At 71.2% G+C, this 17688-nt stretch carries 17 protein-coding genes; 10 read left to right on the forward strand and 7 right to left on the reverse strand.

Translation table 11 applies throughout. The features are described 5' to 3' along the window. The first annotated feature begins 72 nt into the window (after positions 1-72). The gene (locus N5D62_RS16520; protein ID WP_279758950.1) at positions 73-954 is read left to right on the forward strand and encodes a hypothetical protein; all 882 of its coding nucleotides are present in this window, start codon (positions 73-75) and stop codon (positions 952-954) included. On the opposite strand, the gene N5D62_RS16525 is transcribed toward N5D62_RS16520, so the two are convergent. The 7 genes from N5D62_RS16525 to N5D62_RS16555 form a co-directional block, all read right to left on the reverse strand. Next, positions 869-1924 (reverse strand): ABC transporter ATP-binding protein, encoded by a 1056-nt coding sequence (locus N5D62_RS16525; protein ID WP_279758951.1) that lies wholly within the window; start codon positions 1922-1924, stop codon positions 869-871. The two genes, N5D62_RS16520 and N5D62_RS16525, sit on opposite strands and share 86 nt — an antisense overlap. 14 nt (positions 1925-1938) lie before the next feature. Continuing rightward, the gene (locus tag N5D62_RS16530) at positions 1939-2820 is read right to left on the reverse strand and encodes a carbohydrate ABC transporter permease (protein ID WP_279758952.1); all 882 of its coding nucleotides are present in this window, start codon (positions 2818-2820) and stop codon (positions 1939-1941) included. 16 nt (positions 2821-2836) lie between these two features. Continuing rightward, complete coding sequence (locus N5D62_RS16535; RefSeq protein WP_279758953.1) at positions 2837-3715, reverse strand: sugar ABC transporter permease; 879 nt, start codon at positions 3713-3715, stop codon at positions 2837-2839. 118 nt (positions 3716-3833) lie between these two features. Beyond that, positions 3834-5039, reverse strand: coding sequence for an ABC transporter substrate-binding protein (locus N5D62_RS16540; protein ID WP_279759007.1), 1206 nt, complete (start codon positions 5037-5039; stop codon positions 3834-3836). 149 nt (positions 5040-5188) lie between these two features. Beyond that, complete coding sequence (locus N5D62_RS16545) at positions 5189-6376, reverse strand: carbohydrate porin (protein WP_279758954.1); 1188 nt, start codon at positions 6374-6376, stop codon at positions 5189-5191. Between the two features lie 309 nt (positions 6377-6685). Continuing rightward, entirely contained in the window at positions 6686-8236 is a 1551-nt protein-coding gene (locus tag N5D62_RS16550; RefSeq protein WP_279758955.1) for a sensor histidine kinase, read from the reverse strand. A gap of 77 nt (positions 8237-8313) precedes the next feature. Further along, a complete protein-coding gene (locus N5D62_RS16555) occupies positions 8314-9003 on the reverse strand; it encodes a response regulator transcription factor (RefSeq protein ID WP_279758956.1) in 690 nt (229 codons plus the stop codon). A 157-nt stretch (positions 9004-9160) separates the two neighbouring features. Between N5D62_RS16555 and N5D62_RS16560 the strand changes: the two genes are divergently transcribed. The 9 genes from N5D62_RS16560 to N5D62_RS16600 all read left to right on the forward strand — a co-directional run bounded on the left by N5D62_RS16560 (position 9161) and on the right by N5D62_RS16600 (position 17550). Continuing rightward, positions 9161-9376 carry a hypothetical protein gene (locus N5D62_RS16560; RefSeq protein WP_279758957.1) on the forward strand — a complete coding sequence of 72 codons (216 nt, stop codon included), beginning with the start codon at positions 9161-9163 and terminating at the stop codon, positions 9374-9376. Between the two features lie 146 nt (positions 9377-9522). Beyond that, entirely contained in the window at positions 9523-10755 is a 1233-nt protein-coding gene (locus tag N5D62_RS16565; RefSeq protein ID WP_279758958.1) for an acyl-CoA dehydrogenase family protein, read from the forward strand. Between the two features lie 14 nt (positions 10756-10769). After that, positions 10770-11615, forward strand: a complete 846-nt coding sequence (locus N5D62_RS16570; RefSeq protein WP_279758959.1) for a methionine ABC transporter ATP-binding protein — start codon at positions 10770-10772, stop codon at positions 11613-11615. Then, positions 11608-12282, forward strand: coding sequence for an ABC transporter permease (locus N5D62_RS16575; protein WP_279758960.1), 675 nt, complete (start codon positions 11608-11610; stop codon positions 12280-12282). The genes N5D62_RS16570 and N5D62_RS16575 overlap by 8 nt, the downstream gene beginning before the upstream one ends. 65 nt (positions 12283-12347) lie before the next feature. Beyond that, positions 12348-13157 carry a MetQ/NlpA family ABC transporter substrate-binding protein gene (locus N5D62_RS16580; protein ID WP_279758961.1) on the forward strand — a complete coding sequence of 270 codons (810 nt, stop codon included), beginning with the start codon at positions 12348-12350 and terminating at the stop codon, positions 13155-13157. Then, the gene (locus tag N5D62_RS16585) at positions 13154-14683 is read left to right on the forward strand and encodes an LLM class flavin-dependent oxidoreductase (protein WP_279758962.1); all 1530 of its coding nucleotides are present in this window, start codon (positions 13154-13156) and stop codon (positions 14681-14683) included. The genes N5D62_RS16580 and N5D62_RS16585 overlap by 4 nt, the downstream gene beginning before the upstream one ends. Further along, positions 14680-15819, forward strand: coding sequence for an aliphatic sulfonate ABC transporter substrate-binding protein (locus N5D62_RS16590; protein WP_279758963.1), 1140 nt, complete (start codon positions 14680-14682; stop codon positions 15817-15819). Before N5D62_RS16585 ends, N5D62_RS16590 begins: the two co-directional genes overlap by 4 nt. 7 nt (positions 15820-15826) lie before the next feature. Beyond that, positions 15827-16798, forward strand: coding sequence for an ABC transporter permease (locus tag N5D62_RS16595; protein WP_279758964.1), 972 nt, complete (start codon positions 15827-15829; stop codon positions 16796-16798). Continuing rightward, complete coding sequence (locus N5D62_RS16600) at positions 16795-17550, forward strand: ABC transporter ATP-binding protein (protein ID WP_279758965.1); 756 nt, start codon at positions 16795-16797, stop codon at positions 17548-17550. The genes N5D62_RS16595 and N5D62_RS16600 overlap by 4 nt, the downstream gene beginning before the upstream one ends. Positions 17551-17688 lie beyond the last annotated feature (138 nt).

Here is a 17688-nt window from a genome sequence, read left to right on the forward strand (position 1 = left end):
CTGTATGCAAAAACAGTGAACCACGCACCCGCGCCGGCGTAGAAGGGGGCATGTGAATTGCCGGCCCGGGTCATGCTCCAAGTCCTCGTCATCCTCAGCGCGCTGGCCATGCCCCTGGTGGCCTGGCTGTCCCAGCGCGGCACCTTCGGCCCCGACAACGGCACGATCTCGGACCGCTTCCCCACGCTGCTGGTCGCCGACGGCTACGCCTTCTCGATCTGGGGCGTGATCTTCCTGCTCGACCTGGTCTTCGCGGCCTGGCTGCTGCGCGGCCAGCGCCCGGTGCCGGACCGCGAGGGCCATCGCGATTCCCATCGCTGCCACTGGCTGGTCGTCGCCGGCTTCGCGTTGACGGCCAGCTGGATGATCGTGTTCTCGCAGCAGTGGTTCTGGCTGGCGCTGGCGATCATCTGGCTGTCGCTGGCCTGCCTGCTGTGGGCGCTGATGCTGCTGGCGCGCGCGGTGCCGCGCGGGGCGCAGTCCTGGCTGGCGGTGCTGCCGCTGGCGCTGCATGCTGGATGGCTGTCGCTGGCGGCGTTCCTGAACACCGCGCAGGTCGTGGTCGCGCAGCAGCTGCTGCCGACTGTCGACCAGTTGCCCTGGACGCTGGTGCTGTGGGCGCTCGCGGCCTTGCTGCTGCTGGTGGCCAACGCCCGGCTGCACGCGCCGGGCACCGGCGCGGCGGCGCTGGGATACGCCGGCGCGGCGGTGTGGGGGCTGGTCGGCGTCTACCTGAAGCAGGACGCGTCGCCGATGAGCGGCGCGCGCGGCTCGGCCTGGATCGCGCTGGCCCTGGCCGCCGTGCTCGCCGCGCAGACGGTCTGGCTGCGGATGCGCCCGGGCGGGCCGCTCCGGCCGGACGACGGCCTCACGCCAGGCGGCGCTCGTCCTTCGCGTCGAACAGGTGGGCGGACTCCGCCGCCCATTGCAGCCGGACCGGGTCACCGACGTTGAGGTGCGGATTGCCCGCCACGCGCGCCGTGACCGGGCCGATCGACGTGTCCACCAGCAGGTAGGTTTCCGGGCCGGTCGGCTCGATCATCTTGAGCTTGCCCGGCACGCCGTCGTCGCCCAGCCGGATGTGCTCGGGCCGCAGGCCGTAGAGCACGCCGTCGCCCGGCAGCGTCGACTGCTGCGCGGCGTTGACCGGCAGCGCGACGCCTTGCGCGCTCAGCCCGTCGGCGCTGCGCGTGGCGCTGACGAAGTTCATCGTCGGCGAGCCGATGAACTCGGCCACGAAGCGGTTGGCGGGGCGCGTGTAGATCTCCTCGGGCGTGCCGAACTGCTGCACCAGCCCGTCGCGCATCACCGCGATCCGGTCGCCCAGCGTCATCGCCTCGACCTGGTCGTGGGTGACGTAGACGGTGGTGGTCTTCGTGCGCTGGTGCAGCAGCTTGATCTCGGCCCGCATCTCGATGCGCAGCTTGGCGTCGAGGTTGGACAGCGGCTCGTCGAACAGGAACAGCTTGGGATCGCGCGCCAGCGCGCGCCCCATCGCCACGCGCTGGCGCTGGCCGCCGGAGAGCTGGCCGGGCTTGCGGTCGAGCAGGTGGTCGATCTGCAGCATCTTGGCCACGCGCTGGACCGTCGCCTCGCGCTGGGCCTTGGGCACCTTGCGCATCTCCAGCCCGAAGGCGATGTTCTGCGCGACGTTCATGTTGGGGTAGAGCGCGTAGCTCTGGAACACCATCGCGATGTCGCGGTCCTTGCTCGGCAGGTAGGTGACGTCGCGGTCGCCGATGTGGATGGCGCCTGAGGTCGGGTGCTCCAGCCCGGCGATCATCGCCAGCAGCGTGGACTTGCCGCAGCCCGACGGGCCGACCAGGATCAGGAACTCGCCGGCCTCGATCGACAGGTCGATGCCCTTGAGGATGTCCGCCGCGCCGTAGCTCTTGCGGACTTGAGAAATGGTGAGCGCGCCCATGCGTGTGACTCCTCTTAACCCTTGACGGCGCCGGCGGTGAGCCCGCGCACGAAATACTTGCCGGCGACCACGTAGACCACCAGCGTCGGCAGCGCCGCGATCAGCGCGGCCGCCATGTCCACGTTGTATTCCTTGACCGAGCTGGACGTGTTGGCCAGGTTGTTCAGCCCGACCGTGATCGGCTTGCTGTCGGCCCCGGAGAACACCACCCCGTACAGGAAGTCGTTCCAGATCGAGGTGAACTGCCAGATCAGCGTCACCACGAGGATCGGCGTGGACAGCGGCACCACGATGCGCCAGAAGATCTGCCAGAACGACGCGCCGTCCAGCGTCGCCGCCTTGATCAGCTCGTCGGGCAGCCCGGCGTAGTAGTTGCGGAAGAACAGCGTCGTGGACGGCATGCCGGCCAGGATGTGGACCAGGATCAGGCCCCACACCGAGCTGGCGATGCCCAGCGTGCCCAGCACCTGGCTCATCGGCAGCAGCACGACCTGCATCGGCATGAACACGCCGAACAGCAGCAGCCCGAACAGCAGCTCGCTGCCGCGGAAGCGCCACTTGGTCAGCACGTAGCCGTTGATCGCGCCCAGCGCCGTGGAGATCAGCACCGCCGGCACGACCATCAGCACCGAGTTCATGAAGAAGGGCTTCAGCCCGCCGCAGTCGGTGCCGGTGCAGGCGCTGGTCCAGGCCTTGGACCAGGCGTCCAGCGAGGGGCTCATCGGCACGGACAGCAGCGTGCCGTTGCGCACCTCGTCCATGCCCTTGAGCGAGGTGCTGACCATCACGTACAGCGGCAGCAGGAAGAAGAAGGCGAAGACCAGCAGCACCGCCCACAGCAGCACGCGCTGCGCGGTCAGGCTCCGGGCCCGGGAAGGAGAGGAAAGGGAACTCATGTCGCGGACCTCGCGCTCATCGCTTCGAGCGGAGCTCGGAATAGAGGTAGGGGACGACGATGGCGGCGATCGTGGCCAGCATCACCGTGGCGCTGGCGGCGCCCAGGCCGATCTGGCCGCGCGAGAACGCCATCGTGTACATGAAGGTCGCCGGCAGGTCGGTCGCGTAGCCGGGGCCGCCCGCGGTCAGCGCCATCACCAGGTCGAAGCTCTTGATCGCGATGTGCGCCACGACCATCAGCGTCGAGAAGAACACCGGGCGCAGCGTCGGGATGATGATGCGCCAGTAGATCCGCGGCAGCGACGCGCCGTCGACCTGCGCGGCCTTGATGATCGAGTCGTCGATGCCGCGCAGTCCCGCCAGGAACAGCGCCATCACGAAGCCCGCCGACTGCCACACGCCGGCGATGACGATGCAGTAGATCGCCATGTCCGGGTCGACCAGCCAGCCGAAGGTGAAGCCCTCGAAGCCCCATTGCTGCATCAGGTGCTCGATCCCGAGGCCCGGGTTGAGGATCCACTTCCAGGCCGTGCCGGTGACGATGAACGACAGCGCCATCGGGTACAGGTACACCGTGCGCAGCACGCCTTCGCCGCGGATCTTCTGGTCCAGCAGGATCGCCAGCAGCAGGCCCACGGCCATCGCGCCGCCGATGAACAGCGCGCCGAAGATGCCCAGGTTGGTCAGGGCCAGCCACCAGCGCTCGCTGTCGAACAGCGCGCGGTACTGCGCCAGGCCGACGAACTCGTAGTTGGGAAGCAGCCGCGACGCGGACAGCGAGAGGTAGCCGTTCCAGGCCATCAGGCCATAGATGAAGAGGAACGAGACCAGGAAGGTCGGCGCGACCACCAGCTTGGGAAGCCAGGGACTGCGCGGGGCGCGGGAAGCGGACATGCGGAGCGGGCCTGCGGTGAGGCGCCGGGGGCGGCGCGTCGGGGAACTACGGGACGGGGCGAGGCGGTGACGGCGCGGGACGGGGGACGGGACCGCGCGGGCCCGTCCCCGGGGCCGCTTACTTCGTCTTGGCAGCGGCGGCCAGGCGCGTCTGCGCTTCCTTGGCCGTCATCTTGTCGCTGTTCCAGAACTGGCTGACGACGTCCTTCATCGCGCCCTCGGCCGCGGCCGGGACGGCCATGCCGTGCGCGATCGACGGCACCAGCGTGCCGGTCTTGGCGTCGGCGGCGAAGTCCGCGGCCGACTGCTTGGCGCAGTCGTCGAACTTGTCCATCTTCATGCCGGTGCGCACCGGGATCGAGCCCTTGTTCAGGTTGAACAGCTCCTGGAACTCCGGCGACATGATCGCGGTGGCCAGGTCCTGCTGCGCCTTCTCGTTGGCGGCGTTCTTGAGCTTGAACAGCGCGAACGAGTCGATGTTGAAGGTGAACGCCTTCTGCGTGCCGGGGGCTGCCACGCACAGGAAGTCCTTGCCCGGCGTCTTGCCGGCGGCGACGAACTCGCCCTTGGCCCAGTCGCCCATCAGCTGCATGCCGGCCTCGCCCTTGATCACCATCGCGGTGGCCAGGTTCCAGTCACGGCCGGCGGCGTTCTTGTCGGTGTAGTCCTTGATGCGCTTGAAGGTCTCGAGCACCTTCTGCATCTGCGGGCCGGTCAGCGTGGCGGGGTCGAGCTGCACCAGCGCCTTCTTGTAGAAGTCCGTGCCGCCCACGCCCAGCGCGACCGATTCGAAGGTGGTGAAGTCCTGCCAGTTCTGGCCGCCGTGCGCGACCGGGATGATGCCGGCCTTCTTCAGCGCCTCGGCGGTGACGAAGAACTCGTCCCAGGTCGTGGGCAGCTTGGCGCCGGCCTTCTTCAGCGCCTCGGGGTTGACCCACAGCCAGTTGACGCGGTGCACGTTGACCGGCGCGGCGATGTAGTGGCCCTGGTACTTCATGATGCTGGCCACCACCGGCGGGATCACCTCGTCCCACTTGCCGGCCTTGGCGACGGCGTCGACGTTGGTCAGCACGCCCTCGGCGGCCCATTCCTGCAGCGACGGGCCCTTGATCTGGGCCGCGGCCGGGGCGTTGCCCGAGACCACGCGCGACTTCAGCACCGTCATCGCGGAATCGCCGCCGCCGCCGGCCACCGCGAAGTCCTTCCAGGTGTGGCCCTGCTTCTGCAGCGTGGCCTTGAGCGCGGTGGCGGCCTTGGCCTCGCCGCCGCTGGTCCACCAGTGCAGGACCTCGACCTCGCCGGCGTGCGCCGCGCCGGCCGCCATCAGCGCGCACAGCGCCGCGGCCTGGGAAAGTTGCTTGAGCTGGATCATTCCGTTGTCTCCGTGTCGTCGGGAAGTTGGAGCGAATGTTGTCATGGGATGTCGGACGAGACGGGGCGGGAAGCGCCCCGTCGGCGCGCATCCGCGAGGCGTCAGAACCAGACCTCGACCTGGGCGCCGAAGCTGGTGCCGGAGGTCTGGCCGTCGTAGCCGGCCTCGCCGGTGACGTTGCCGGCGGCACGGTTCCACTTGGCGTGGGTGACGTAAAGGCGGAACTCGGGTCGGTCCATCAGGGCCGGGCCGGTGGACAGCGTCGGCGCGAAGGTCACCTTGGTCAGGCGGGTGCGCTGACCGCCATCGGGCTTGTACTGCGAGACGCCGGCCTCGGTGAGCAGCTTGAAGTTGCGGGTGACCGCGTAGGACACGCGACCGCCCACCGAGGTGGACACCGTGGCCTTGCCGGCGTTGTCCTTCTCGTTCGCCCACAGCAGCATGCCCATGCCGCCCCAGGCGCCTTGCTGGAAGTTGACCGATTCGACGACGCGGAACTTCTTGGCCGCCGACGTGTCGGTCTGGTTGCCAAAGTTGGAGTTCAGCCCGGCCGAGCCCTGCGCGTACTGCAGCCACAGCACGTTGTTGAAGGCGGAGCCGAACAGCTTGTTCTGCACATGCTTGGCGGTCAGGCCCCAGCCGTTGGTGCCGCCCGCGAACTGCGACTTGGTGACGGTGCCGAAGAACGCCAGCGTGCCGTCGGGGTTGGAGTTGATGTCGACGTACTCGACGTTGCCGCGGTGGGCCGGACGCTGGTTGTTGTCCTTGTCGTTGGTGTAGTACGCGACGCCGAGCTTGCCCGGGCCGACGTTCAGGCCCTTGAAGCCGGCGCCGATGCCGGCCATCTCGGTGAAGTAGGTGTCGACGATGTGGACGTCGCCGCGGCGGCCGCGTTCCTTGCCGGCCCAGATGGTGGCCTCGGGGGCGATGTCGAAGCCCTTGGCCTCGGCGTACATCTGCGCCAGGCGCATGTGCTTGGCGTCGTCCGCGTCGGAATGCGGGTTCCAGTAGTCCGTCATCAGCACGACCTTGTAGTCGATGCCGTCCTTCTTGAAGCCCTGCGCGAGCTGGAACTCGCCGTAGATGTCGCACTCGTTGCCGAGGCGGTACTTCATGCCGCTGGTGCCGCCTTGGAGGGCGTAGCAGGCGCGGCTGACGCCGCCGTCGGTGGTGCCGCCGGGGCCGGCGCGGAAGTAGCCGGTGAAGTCGACGGCCTGGGCGGATCCGGCGGCCAGCAGCAGGCCGGCGGCCGTCGAGAACGTTGCGCCGAGGCGCGAGGTGCGGGTCATGTTCAGTCTCCGGTGGTGATCCGCTCAACGGCGCTCCTGGCGTGCCGCCGTTAATCGGACGTTTATCTTTCTTGCATGCGGGCTGAACTTTAATAATCCATTAATGAAACTATATTGGTGCTTACCACTACCGCCGTGGTGCGCACGAAGCGGCTTTCCGGGCGACAGGCGCGCGGCTGTCCCGGGCTTGGTGCGCCAGGTCGCGGAGACGGGGACGGGAAGGGCGGAGAGCGCCAGCGCGGCCGGCCAGGGCACGCGGCCGTGCCGGGCCGGACGAGGCCGGCGGGCCGCACGGGTCCGAGGGCGGCTTCAGGCTGTCGCCAGCGGCAGCTGGATCGAGACGCGCAGGCCGCGCGGCTGGGCGGCGGCCAGCGCGATGCGGCCGCCGTGGCGCTCGACGATCTCCTTGACGATCGCCAGGCCCAGTCCGCACCCGTTGCCCTCGTGGGTGGCGCGGAAGAAGCGTTCGAAGACCTGCTCGCGCAGGTCCGGCGGGATGCCGGGGCCGTTGTCGGTGACGACCAGCTCGGCATGGTCGCGCGCGCCGTGCACCTGCACGGTTACGCGGGCGCCGCGGCCCGCGTAGCGCAACGCGTTGTCGACCAGGTTGACCAGCGCCTCGCGCAGCAGCAGCGGGATGCCGACGATCTCGACCGGGCGCTCCGGGTCTTCGTCGCCATCGCCGTCGCCCTCGTTGTCGCCCTCGCGCGCGTCGGCGCCGCCGTCACCGACTCGTTCGTCCCGTCCGGCGGAACGCTCCTCCAGCTGCGACGCGGAGGCGCAGTCGGGATCGCCGTCCGGCCCGTCGTAGCCGAGGTCGACGTTCTGCTGCAGCGCGCGTGGCACCAGTTCGGCGGTGACCTCGCGGGCCAGCCGTCCCAGGTCCACCCGCACCGGCGTCTGGCGCGTGACGGACTCGGGCTCGGTGCGCGCCAGCGCCAGCAGCTGGTTGACCAGGTGGGCGCTGCGGGTGGCGCTCTCGTGCACGCGGGCCAGGCGCATCGTCAGCGGGCCGGGCGGCGCCTCGGCCAGCGCCAGCTCGCTCTGGCTCTTGAGCCCGGCCAGCGGCGTGCGCAGCTGGTGCGCGGCGTCGCTGATGAAGCGGCGCTGGCCCTGCACGTTGTGGCGCACCGCCTCGAGCAGGTCGTTGATCGCCTGCGCCAGCGAGCGCAGTTCCTGCGGCGCGGCGTCCAGCTCGATCGGCCGCAGGTCGTTGGGCTTGCGGCCCTCGACCAGCCGGCGCAGCCGCGTGATCGGCGCCAGCCCCGCGCCGACGCCGGCCCACACGATCATGCTCATCAGCACGATCAGCAGCGACAGCGGCAGCATCGTGTCGATCAGCAGCCGGCGGGCGAGCAGTTCGCGGTTGGCGCTGGAGCGCGCGACCTGCACCACCATCGTCTGCTGCGCCTTGGGGTTCTCGCCGAACTGCAGGTACAGCGCGGCCACGCGCACCGGCGAGGGCGCATGGCCGTCGCCGGCGTCGACCTCGCCGTCGTAGAACTGCGCCTGGCCCAGCGGCGGGCTGGCCGGCATCGCGGGCGGGCTGGGCAGGTTCTGGTTGCCCAGGATGAACTGGCCCGGCGGCGAGCTGACGGTGTAGAGCAGCTTGTCGCTCGGGTCGGCCTCGAGCACCGCCTGCGCGGCGCGGGGGAAGTCGATCAGCAGCCCGTTGCCCATCGGCTTGACCTGGCGCGCCAGCGAGCGCGTGGCCTGCAGCAGCGCGGCGTCGACCGCCTCGTTGGCGTAGCGGCCGGCGAGCCGGTAGCTGAAGACCGCGCCGGCCAGCCACAGCACGACCTGCGGCAGCAGCAGCCACAGCAGCAGCTGGCGCTTGAGCGAGAAGCGGGACGGGCCCATGGCGGTCGGTTCAGGCGGAGCGGGTCAGGCGAGGGCGGGTGGGGAGCGGGGCGCGCGCGGACGCGAGGCGCCGGGCCTCAGGCCCGCTCCAGCTCCAGCAGGTAGCCCAGGCCGCGCACCGTGCGGATCGCCACCTGCGCGCCCTCGAGCTTGCGGCGCAGGCGGTGGATGTAGACCTCCACCGCGTTGGTCGCGGCGCCGCCGTCGGCGATGCCGGCGCCGGAGCGGTCGCCCGACCAGGCCTGGTTGATCTGCTCCTTCGTGATCACGCGGCCCTGGTGGGTGAGCAGCAGGTCGAGCAGGTCGAACTCGCGCGGGCTGAGCTCCAGCATCTCGCCGCGGACCTGCGCGCTGCGGGTCTCGCGCTGCATGCTGAGCTGGCCCAGCTCGGTGCTGGCCTTGGAGGCGCGGCTGCGGCGCAGCAGCGCGCGCAGCCGGGCTTCCAACTCGGGGAAGTCGAAGGGCTTGGTCAGGTAGTCGTCGGCGCCCGCGTTGAGGCCGGCGACGCGGTCCTCCAGGCTGTCCAGCGCCGTCAGGATGAGCACCGGCAGCGAGGCATCGGTCTGGCGCAGCTGCCGCAGCACCTCGAGCCCGCCCACCATCGGCAGCCCGAGGTCGAGCACGACCACCTCGAATTGCTGCTTCGCGAGCAGGTACTGCGCGACGGCGCCGTTGGGCGCGTGCTCCACGGTGAAGCCGCTGGCGCGCATCTGTTCGCACAGGGCGTCGGCCAGGATCGCGTCGTCTTCGGCGAGCAGCAGGTTCATGAATGGCAGATTAACAGGGCGGTGCCGCGCACTGCCCTGGGGCAAGCCCGGGGCGGCAGTTCCGCACGCGGCGCGCCGATGTAGGGCGATGCACCACGCGGGCTGGCGGCAACGGCCTCTCGCGCGGTCCGGGGGCGGCTCGGAACAATCCGGCCGCATGAATGCCGCGGACCTCAAACAGACGCTGTGGCGCGTCGTCTACACCAAGAACGCGAACCTGCAGAGCGGCGGGAGCGCGGTGGGACCGTGGCATCCCGACAAGCGCCACGTCGAGCAATGCGCGCGGGTGCTGCGCGGGCTCACGCATGAGGTCGGCATCCAGAGCAACGCGCAGGCGGCCAAGAACGCGACGACCTGGTTGAAGGAAGGCTGACGGCGGCACGCCCGCCCGCCGCGGCCACCGCGGCCACTGCGGCGTCGGCCGCATAAGCACAGACGAATATCTCGCTTCGATCCGCGCGGGCGGACGGGAACACTCGGCGCCATCGCGCTTCCGGGCGCTCGAGTCCTGTCTTCCCGATGACCGCTTCCGCGCTGCTGCGTCCCGACGACGCTTCCCCCGATCTCCACTCGCCGCCGTCCTTGTCCCAGGTCCTGGGCCCGGGGCTGGACCACGTGGTGGAACAACTCGCCGCCACCGCGGTGCGCCGCGACCGCGAGGGCGGCCATGCCGCCGAGCAGCGCGAGCTGATCCGCGCCAGCGGCCTGCTGGCGCTGACGATCCCCGCGGCCCACGGCGGGCTGGGCGGCGGTCTTTCCGAGTTCTACGAGGTCGTGCGGCGGCTGGCCCGCGTCGACAGCGCGCTCGCCCATGTGCTGGCCTTCCACCACCTCCAGCTCTACGGCGTGTCGTTGTACGGCGGGCCGGCCGCGACGGCCCATGGCGCGCGCCACCTGCGCGAGACCGCCGAGCAGCGCCTGTTCTGGGGCAACGCGCTGAACCCGGCCGACACCCGGCTGGGCGCGACGCGCGACGGCGCCGGCTGGCGCCTGGCGGGCGTGAAGAGCTTCTGCTCGGGCGCGCTCGGCTCGGACCGGCTGACGGTGTCGGCGACGACGCCGGACGGCGGTTTCCTGATCGGCATCGTGCCCACGCGCCGCGACGGCGTGCGCGTGGAGCAGGACTGGGACGCCTTCGGCCAGCGCCAGACCGACAGCGGCACCGTGCGCTTCGACGCGGTGCGGCTGGACGACGACGAACTGCTGCAGGTGCCCGGCCAGGCGCCGACGCCGCGCGCGACGCTGCGCTCGCAGATCGCGCAACTGATCATGACCCATCTGTACCTGGGCATCGCCGAGGGCGCGTTCGACGAGGCGCGCCGCTACACCGCGACGCGCGGCCGGCCGTGGTTCGCCTCGGGCGTCGAGCGCGCGGTCGACGATCCGCTGGTGCAGCACCGCTATGGCGACCTGCGGCTGAAGGTGCGCGCCGCGCAGGCGGTGGCGGCCGACGCGGTCGAGCAGCTGCGCCGCGCGCTCGATCGCGGCGAGGCGCTGACGGCGCGCGAACGCGGCGAGGTCGCGGTGGCCGGCGCCGAGGCCAAGGTGCTGGCGCACCGCGCCGGCGTCGAGGTCAGCAGCCAGCTGTTCGAGCTGACCGGCGCGCGCAGCACCTCGGCCGAGTTCGGCCTGGACCGCTTCTGGCGCAACGCGCGGGTGCACACGCTGCATGACCCGGTCGACTACAAGCTGCGCGACATCGGGCGCTTCCAGCTCGACGGCCGGATCCCTGATCCGACGGCCTACTCCTGAGCGCGGAGGCACCGATGAGCGATCCCTTGATCCGCCTCGACGGCGTGTCCAAGTCCTTCGCGCTGCCCGACGGCCGGCGCTTCGACGCGGTGCGCGAACTCAGCCTGTCCGTGCACGCGGGCGAGATCCTCGGCCTGATCGGCAAGAGCGGCGCGGGCAAGTCCACGCTGCTGCGGCTGATCAACCTGCTGGAGCGCCCCGACGCGGGCCGCGTCGAGCTGGCGGGCCGCGACCTGACCGCGCTCGGCCCGGCCGAACTGCGCCGCGCGCGCCAGGGCCTCGGGATGATCTTCCAGCAGTTCAACCTGCTGCAGAACGCCACCGCGGCGGAGAACGTCGCCTTCCCGCTGCGGCTTCATCCGGGCCGCTCGCGGCGCGAGATCGCCGCGCGGGTCGCCGACTGCCTGGCGCTGGTCGGGCTGGCCGACAAGGCCGACCACTACCCGGCGCAACTCAGCGGCGGCCAGAAGCAGCGCGTGGCGATCGCGCGGGCGCTGGCGCCGCAGCCCGACGTGCTGCTGTGCGACGAGCCGACCTCCGCGCTCGACGCCGAGACCACCCGCGAGCTGCTCGCGACGCTGGCCGACATCAACGCGCGGCTCGGCGTCACGATCGTGATTGTCACGCATGAGCTGGACGTCGTGCAGGCGCTGTGCCGGCGCGCGGCGGTCCTGGCCGACGGCGCGCTGGTCGAGCAGTTCGACGTGGCCGACGCGTCGCGCCAGGCGCGCTCGCCGCTCGGCCTGGAGCTGGCCCGGCTGCAACGGCGCGAGGCGAGCCTGGCCGCGCTGGAGGCCTCGGCCGCCGCGACCTCGGCGGTCATCGCCTCGATCGGACGCCGGGAGGTCCGCCATGCTTGAGAACCTCGTCGAGTTGCTGCCGGAGATCGGCGTCGCGCTCGGGCAGACCGCGCTGATGCTGGCGATCGGGCTGGGCGCGGCGGTGCTGCTGGGCGGCCCGCTGGGCGTGCTGCTGTTCCTGCTGAGCCCGGGCCAGTCGCTGTCGGGCCATCGCGGCGCGGCCATCGCGCATCGGCTGATCAACGCGGTGGTGAACACCGTGCGCAGCTTCCCGTTCATCATCCTGCTGGTCGCGCTGGTGCCGGTCACGCGCGTGATCGCCGGCACCTCCATCGGCCCGCTGGCCGCGGCGGTGCCGCTGTCCTTCGCGGCGATCCCGTACTTCGCGCGGCTGGTCGAGCAATGCCTGCGCGAGGTGCCGCGCGGCGTCATCGAGGCGGCGCAGGCGATGGGCGCGTCGCAGTCGCAGATCGTGCTGCGCGTGCTGGTGCGCGAGGCGCGCGCCGGCCTGGTCGGCGCGCTGACGGTGCTGGCCATCAGCTTCCTGTCGTACTCGGCGGTGGCCGGCGTGGTCGGGGGCGGCGGCATCGGCGACCTCGCGATCCGCTACGGCTACTACCGCTTCCAGACCGACGTGATGGTGTTCACCGTCGCGATCCTCGTCGCGCTGGTGCAGCTGATCCAGTTCGCCGGGCACCGCGTCGCGCGGCGGCTCGACAAGCGCTGAGCTTCCCCTTTTCCCCCCTCTCCCTCTCCCTGTCCTTCTTCCTCTCCCTCCAAGGAACACTCCCGATGACCGTTGCCCGTCGCACGCTGCTGGCCCTCGCGCTCGCCGCCTCCGCGCTGTCCGCGCCCGCCGTCCAGGCGCAGGACAAGAAGGAACTCACGATCGGCGCCACCGCCGGCTCCAACATCGAGGTGCTGCGCCTGGGCATCAAGCCGCTGCTGGAGAAGCGCGGCTACAAGGTCAAGCTGGTCGAGTTCAACGACTACGTGCAGCCCAACATCGCGCTGGCGCAGGGCGCGCTGGACGCCAACTTCTTCCAGCACATCATCTACCTCAACCGCTTCCGCGAGGACCGCAAGCTCGACCTGGTGGACGTGGTGCAGGGGCCGATGGCGCCGTTCGGCATCTATTCGAAGAAGCGCAAGAGCCTGGCGGAGGTCAAGCCCGGCGACCGCATCACGCTGGCCAACGATCCGGCCAACCTCGCGCATGGCCTGGCGCTGCTGGCCGACCAGAAGCTGCTGACGCTCAAGCCCGGCGCCGACCCGATCCGCGTCACCGAGAAGGACATCGCGGCCAACCCGCTCAACCTGAAGCTGCAGCCGATCGAGGCCGCGCAGATCCCGCGCACGCTCGACGACGCGGAGTACGCGATCGTCAACGGCAACTTCGCGATCTCCAGCGGGTTGAAGCTGACCGACGCGCTGGTGCTGGAGAAGACGCCCGACCACTACCTGCTGGTCGTCGCGGTCAAGCGCCAGGACAAGGAACAGCCCTGGACGCGCGCGATCGCCGAGGCCTTCCGCGCGCCGGAGTTCAAGACGGTGCTGGACCAGAAGTTCCCCGGCTACGCGCGGCCGGCCTTCCTGCAATGAGCGCCGGTCCGCAGCGGGCGCCGAAACCGGTGCGCTTCAACGCCTTCGCGATGAACACGGTCGGTCACCAGTCCCCGGGGCTGTGGACGCATCCGCGTGACGAGTCGCACCGCTATACCGACCCCGACTACTGGATCGATCTGGCGCGGCTGCTGGAGCGCGGCGGCTTCGACAGCGTGTTCCTGGCCGACGTGCTGGGCGTCTACGACGTCCACGGCGGCACGCCCGACGCGGCGCTGCGCCACGCGGTGCAGGTGCCGCTGAACGACCCGCTGGCGCTGGTGCCGCTGATGGCGGCGGTGACGAAGCACCTGGGCTTCGGCGTCACGGCGGCGCTGACCTACGAGCCGCCGTACAGCTTCGCGCGGCGGCTCTCGACGCTGGACCACCTGACCCGCGGGCGCCTGGGCTGGAACATCGTCACCGGCTACCTCGACAGCGCGGCGCGCAACCTCGGCCACGAGTCGCAGCGCGGGCACGACGAGCGCTACGACCTGGCCGACGAGTACCTGGACGTCGTCTACAAGCTGTGGGAGCTGAGCTGGGAGGACGGCGCGGTGCTGCGCGACAAGGCGGGCCGCGTGTTCGCCGATCCGGCGAAGGTCCATGCGATCGGCCATCGCGGCGAGCACTACCGCGTGCCCGGCATCCACCTGAGCGAGCCGTCGCCGCAGCGCACGCCGGTGCTGTTCCAGGCTGGCACGTCGAGCCGCGGACGCGCCTTCGCGGGCCGCCATGCCGAATGCGTCTTCGTCAGCGGCCCCAGCGTCGCGGTGGTGAAGGGCTACGTCGACGGGCTGCGCGACGCGGTCGCCGCGCAGGGCCGTGCGCGCGACGAGGTGCTGATCTACGGCCAGGCGCTGGTCGTCACCGCGCCGACCGCGGCCGAAGCGCGCGAGAAACACGAGGACCTGCTGCGCCACGTCGATGTCGAGGCGTCGCTGGTGCTGCTGTCGGGCTGGACCGGCGTGGACTTCAGCCGTTATCCGCTGGACGCGACGATCGACTACCTCGACACGCAGGCGGGACGCACCGCGCTGGCGTCGTTCAGCAGCGCCGATCCGACGCGGCGCTGGACGGTGGGCGAGGCCGCGCGCTTCATCGGCCTGGGCGGGCGTGGCCCCGTCTTCGTCGGCGATCCGGCGGAGGTCGCCGATCAGCTGATCGCGTGGCAGGACGCCACCGGGCTGGACGGCTTCAACCTGGCCTACGCGCTGGCGCACGAGACCTTCCGCGATGTCGTCGACCTGGTGGTGCCGGCGTTGCGGCGACGCGGTCGCTATCGGCCCGAAGCGGGCGAGGGCGCCGACGACGACGGCGCCCCCCGGACGCTGCGCGCGCGCCTGTTCGGTGACGGCGACCGGCTGCGGCCGACGCATGCCGGCCGCCAGGTGCGCCTGGGCGCGCCGGCCTCCGCGACCGCGCCGGCCTCCGCGACCGCCGCGGACGGATTGGGCGCTTCGTCCGGCCCGCCCGCGCCCGGTCCCACCACCTTGACCATTCCCTTGACGGAGCCCGTCGCATGAGCGCGAAGCAGAAGCACATCACCAGCCCCTTGTCGCGCGCGAGCGGCGAGACCGTCCGGAGCGATGGGTTCGAGCGGACCGATCGGCATGACCGGCATGAATGGCATGAACGGCATGAACGGCGCGACGCGCGGGCCGCGCAAGCGCTCCTGCCGACGCGCCGTGACGCGCTGGCGCTGGGCGTCGGCCTCGCGGCGGGCGTCGTCGCCGGCGGCGCGCGGGCCCAGTCCGGCGGCGCGCCCAAGGAGCTGCGCCTGGACTACGCCTACTACTCGCCGACCAGCCTGGTGCTGCGGCGTTTCGGCTGGCTGGAGGAGGACCTCGGCAAGGACGGCATCCCCGTGCGCTGGGTGCTGAGCGCGGGCAGCAACCGGGCGCTCGAGTACCTGAACGCCGGCAGCATCGACATCGGATCGACCGCGGGCCTGGCCGCGCTGCTGGCCCGCGCGAACGGCAATCCGATCCGCGCGCCGTACATCTTCTCCAGACCGGAATGGACCGCGCTGGTGGTGCGGGGCGACTCGGGCATCCGGTCGCTCGCGGACCTCAAGGGCCGCAAGATCGCGGCGACCAAGGGCACCGATCCCTATCTGTTCCTGCTGCGAGCGCTGCACACCGTGGGCCTGAAGCGCGGCGACATCGAGCATGTCGCGCTCCAGCACGCCGACGGTCGCGTGGCGCTCGAGCAGGGGCGCGTCGATGCCTGGGCGGGGCTGGATCCGCTGATGGCGGCGAGCGAGCTCGATGCGGGGTCCAAGCTGCTCTACCGCAATGTCGGTTTCAACACCTATGGCTTCCTGAACGTGCGCGAGGAGTTCCTGACCCGTCACCCGCAGATCGTGCGGCGCGTGATCGCGGCGTACGAGCGCGCGCGGGCCTGGACGCTGGCGAATCCGTCGGACGCCGCGAAGATCCTGTCGGAGGAGGCGAAGGTCAGCCTGCCGGTGGCGCTGCTGCAGGTGAAGCTGCGCAGCGACTTCTCGCACCCGCAGCCGTCGGACGAGCATGTGAAGGCGCTGCAGGCGGCGGCACCGATCCTGAGCGCTGAGCAGCTGGTGCGGCCGGGCGCCGACCTGAATCGGACGATCGCGGAGCTGGTCGACACCCGTTTCGCCACCGGACTGATCAAGGCCTGACGGAGCGATGAGCGCCGATCCCGACCTGATCGCGCGGGCGATCGCCTCGCTCGGGCCCGTGTTGCCTGAGCAGCCGCTGCCGTCCGGCTCGCCAGAAGATGGCGTCGTCGGGCGCGATGCGGCAAGCGCGGCTCGGCGACCGTCGGCGGCTGCGGCGGCTGCGGCGGCTGCGGCGGCCGCGGCGGGCGGTGCCTTCGCCGCCGCGTGGGCAAGGCGATGGCCGGCGTGGCTGCTTGGCGCGCTGCCGCCGCTGGTGGTGCTCGCGCTGGCGGAAGCGGCGGTGCGCCTGGGCTGGATCGCGCCGCACCTGTTGCCGGCGCCGAGCGATGTGGCCGCCGCGCTCGCGGCGATGGTCCGCGATGGCCAGCTGGCGCAGCACGTGCTGGCGAGCACGCTGCGCGTGGCCGGCGGCTTCGCGCTGGGCGCGGCGCTGGCCGTGCTGTCCGGCGCGCTGGTCGGCCTGTCCGCCACCGCGGCGGCACTGCTGACGCCGAGCTTCCAGGCGCTGCGGGCGATCCCGTCGCTGGCCTGGGTGCCCTTGCTGCTGCTGTGGCTGGGCATCGACGAGGCGTCCAAGCTCGCGTTGATCGCGATCGGCGCCTTCTTCCCGGTCTACATGGGCGTGGCGTCGGGCTTCCGCGACGTCGACCGCAAGCTGGTGGAGGTGGCGCGGCTGCGCGGCCTCGGTGGCGCCACGCTGGCGCGACGGGTGCTGCTGCCAGCCGCGTTGCCGGCGTTGCTGACCGGGTTGCGCAACGGGCTGAGCCTGGCCTGGATGTTCATGGTGGCGGCCGAGTTGATCGCCGCCAGTCGCGGCCTGGGTTATCTGCTGACCGACGGCCGCGAGACCGGGCGCGCGGACCTGGTGCTGGCGGCCATCGTGCTGCTGGCGCTGCTGGGCAAGCTCAGCGACGGCGGCATGGCCGCGCTGGAACGACGCGCGCTGCATTGGCGCGACAGCTTTGGAGGCGCGGCATGAGCCTGCTGACGGTGACGGTGCGGTCCAAGCGCTTCGCGCGGGGCGACGAACGCGGCGATGGGAAGCACGAGCGCGCGCCGGTGCTGCAGGACGTCCACTTCGACCTGAGGGCGGGCGAGGTGCTGGGGCTGGTCGGCGCGAGCGGCTGCGGCAAGAGCACCTTGCTGCGCATCGTGGCGGGGCTCGATCCCGATTTCCACGGCGAGGTGCGGCTCGGTGGGCATGCCCGGCACGGGCCGGATCGAGAGATCGGCGTGGTGTTCCAGGAACCGCGGCTGTTCCCCTGGCTCACGGTGGCGGAGAACGTCGGCTTCGACCTCGGCCAGGGCCACGACCAGGCCTGGGTGGCCACGCTGCTGCGCGAGGTCGGGCTGGCCGAGCTCGGCGACGCGTTGCCGCGCCAGCTGTCCGGTGGCCAGGCGCAGCGCGCGGCGATCGCCCGGGCGCTGTACACGCGGCCGCGGGTGCTGCTGCTGGACGAGCCGTTCTCGGCGCTCGACGCGTTCACGCGGATGCGGCTGCAGGATCTGGTGCGCGAGGTCGCCGCGAAGCACGGCACCAGCCTCGTCCTGGTCACGCACGACGTCGAGGAAGCGGTGTTGCTGGCCGACCGCGTGCTGGTGCTGGGCGCGACGCCAGGACGGATCGTGCGGCGCATCGACGTGCCGCTCATCCATCCGCGCGGCCGCGGCAGCGCCGAAGTCGCCGAGTTCCGGGGGCAGGTCCTGGCGGAACTGGAGCGGCTGAGTTGATTCAGTCGCTGGGGCAGGGCGACGGCCTTTCCCTCACCCCCCGCCCTCTCCCGCAGTGCGGGAGAGGGAGCCATGAGGCACCGGATCGGTCTTGCGGAGGGGGCCGTCGCAGTCACCGAGCCTCACGAATAGCCGTTT

It is taken from the genome of Mitsuaria sp. GD03876, assembly GCF_029840635.1.
Taxonomy (GTDB): domain Bacteria; phylum Pseudomonadota; class Gammaproteobacteria; order Burkholderiales; family Burkholderiaceae_C; genus Roseateles.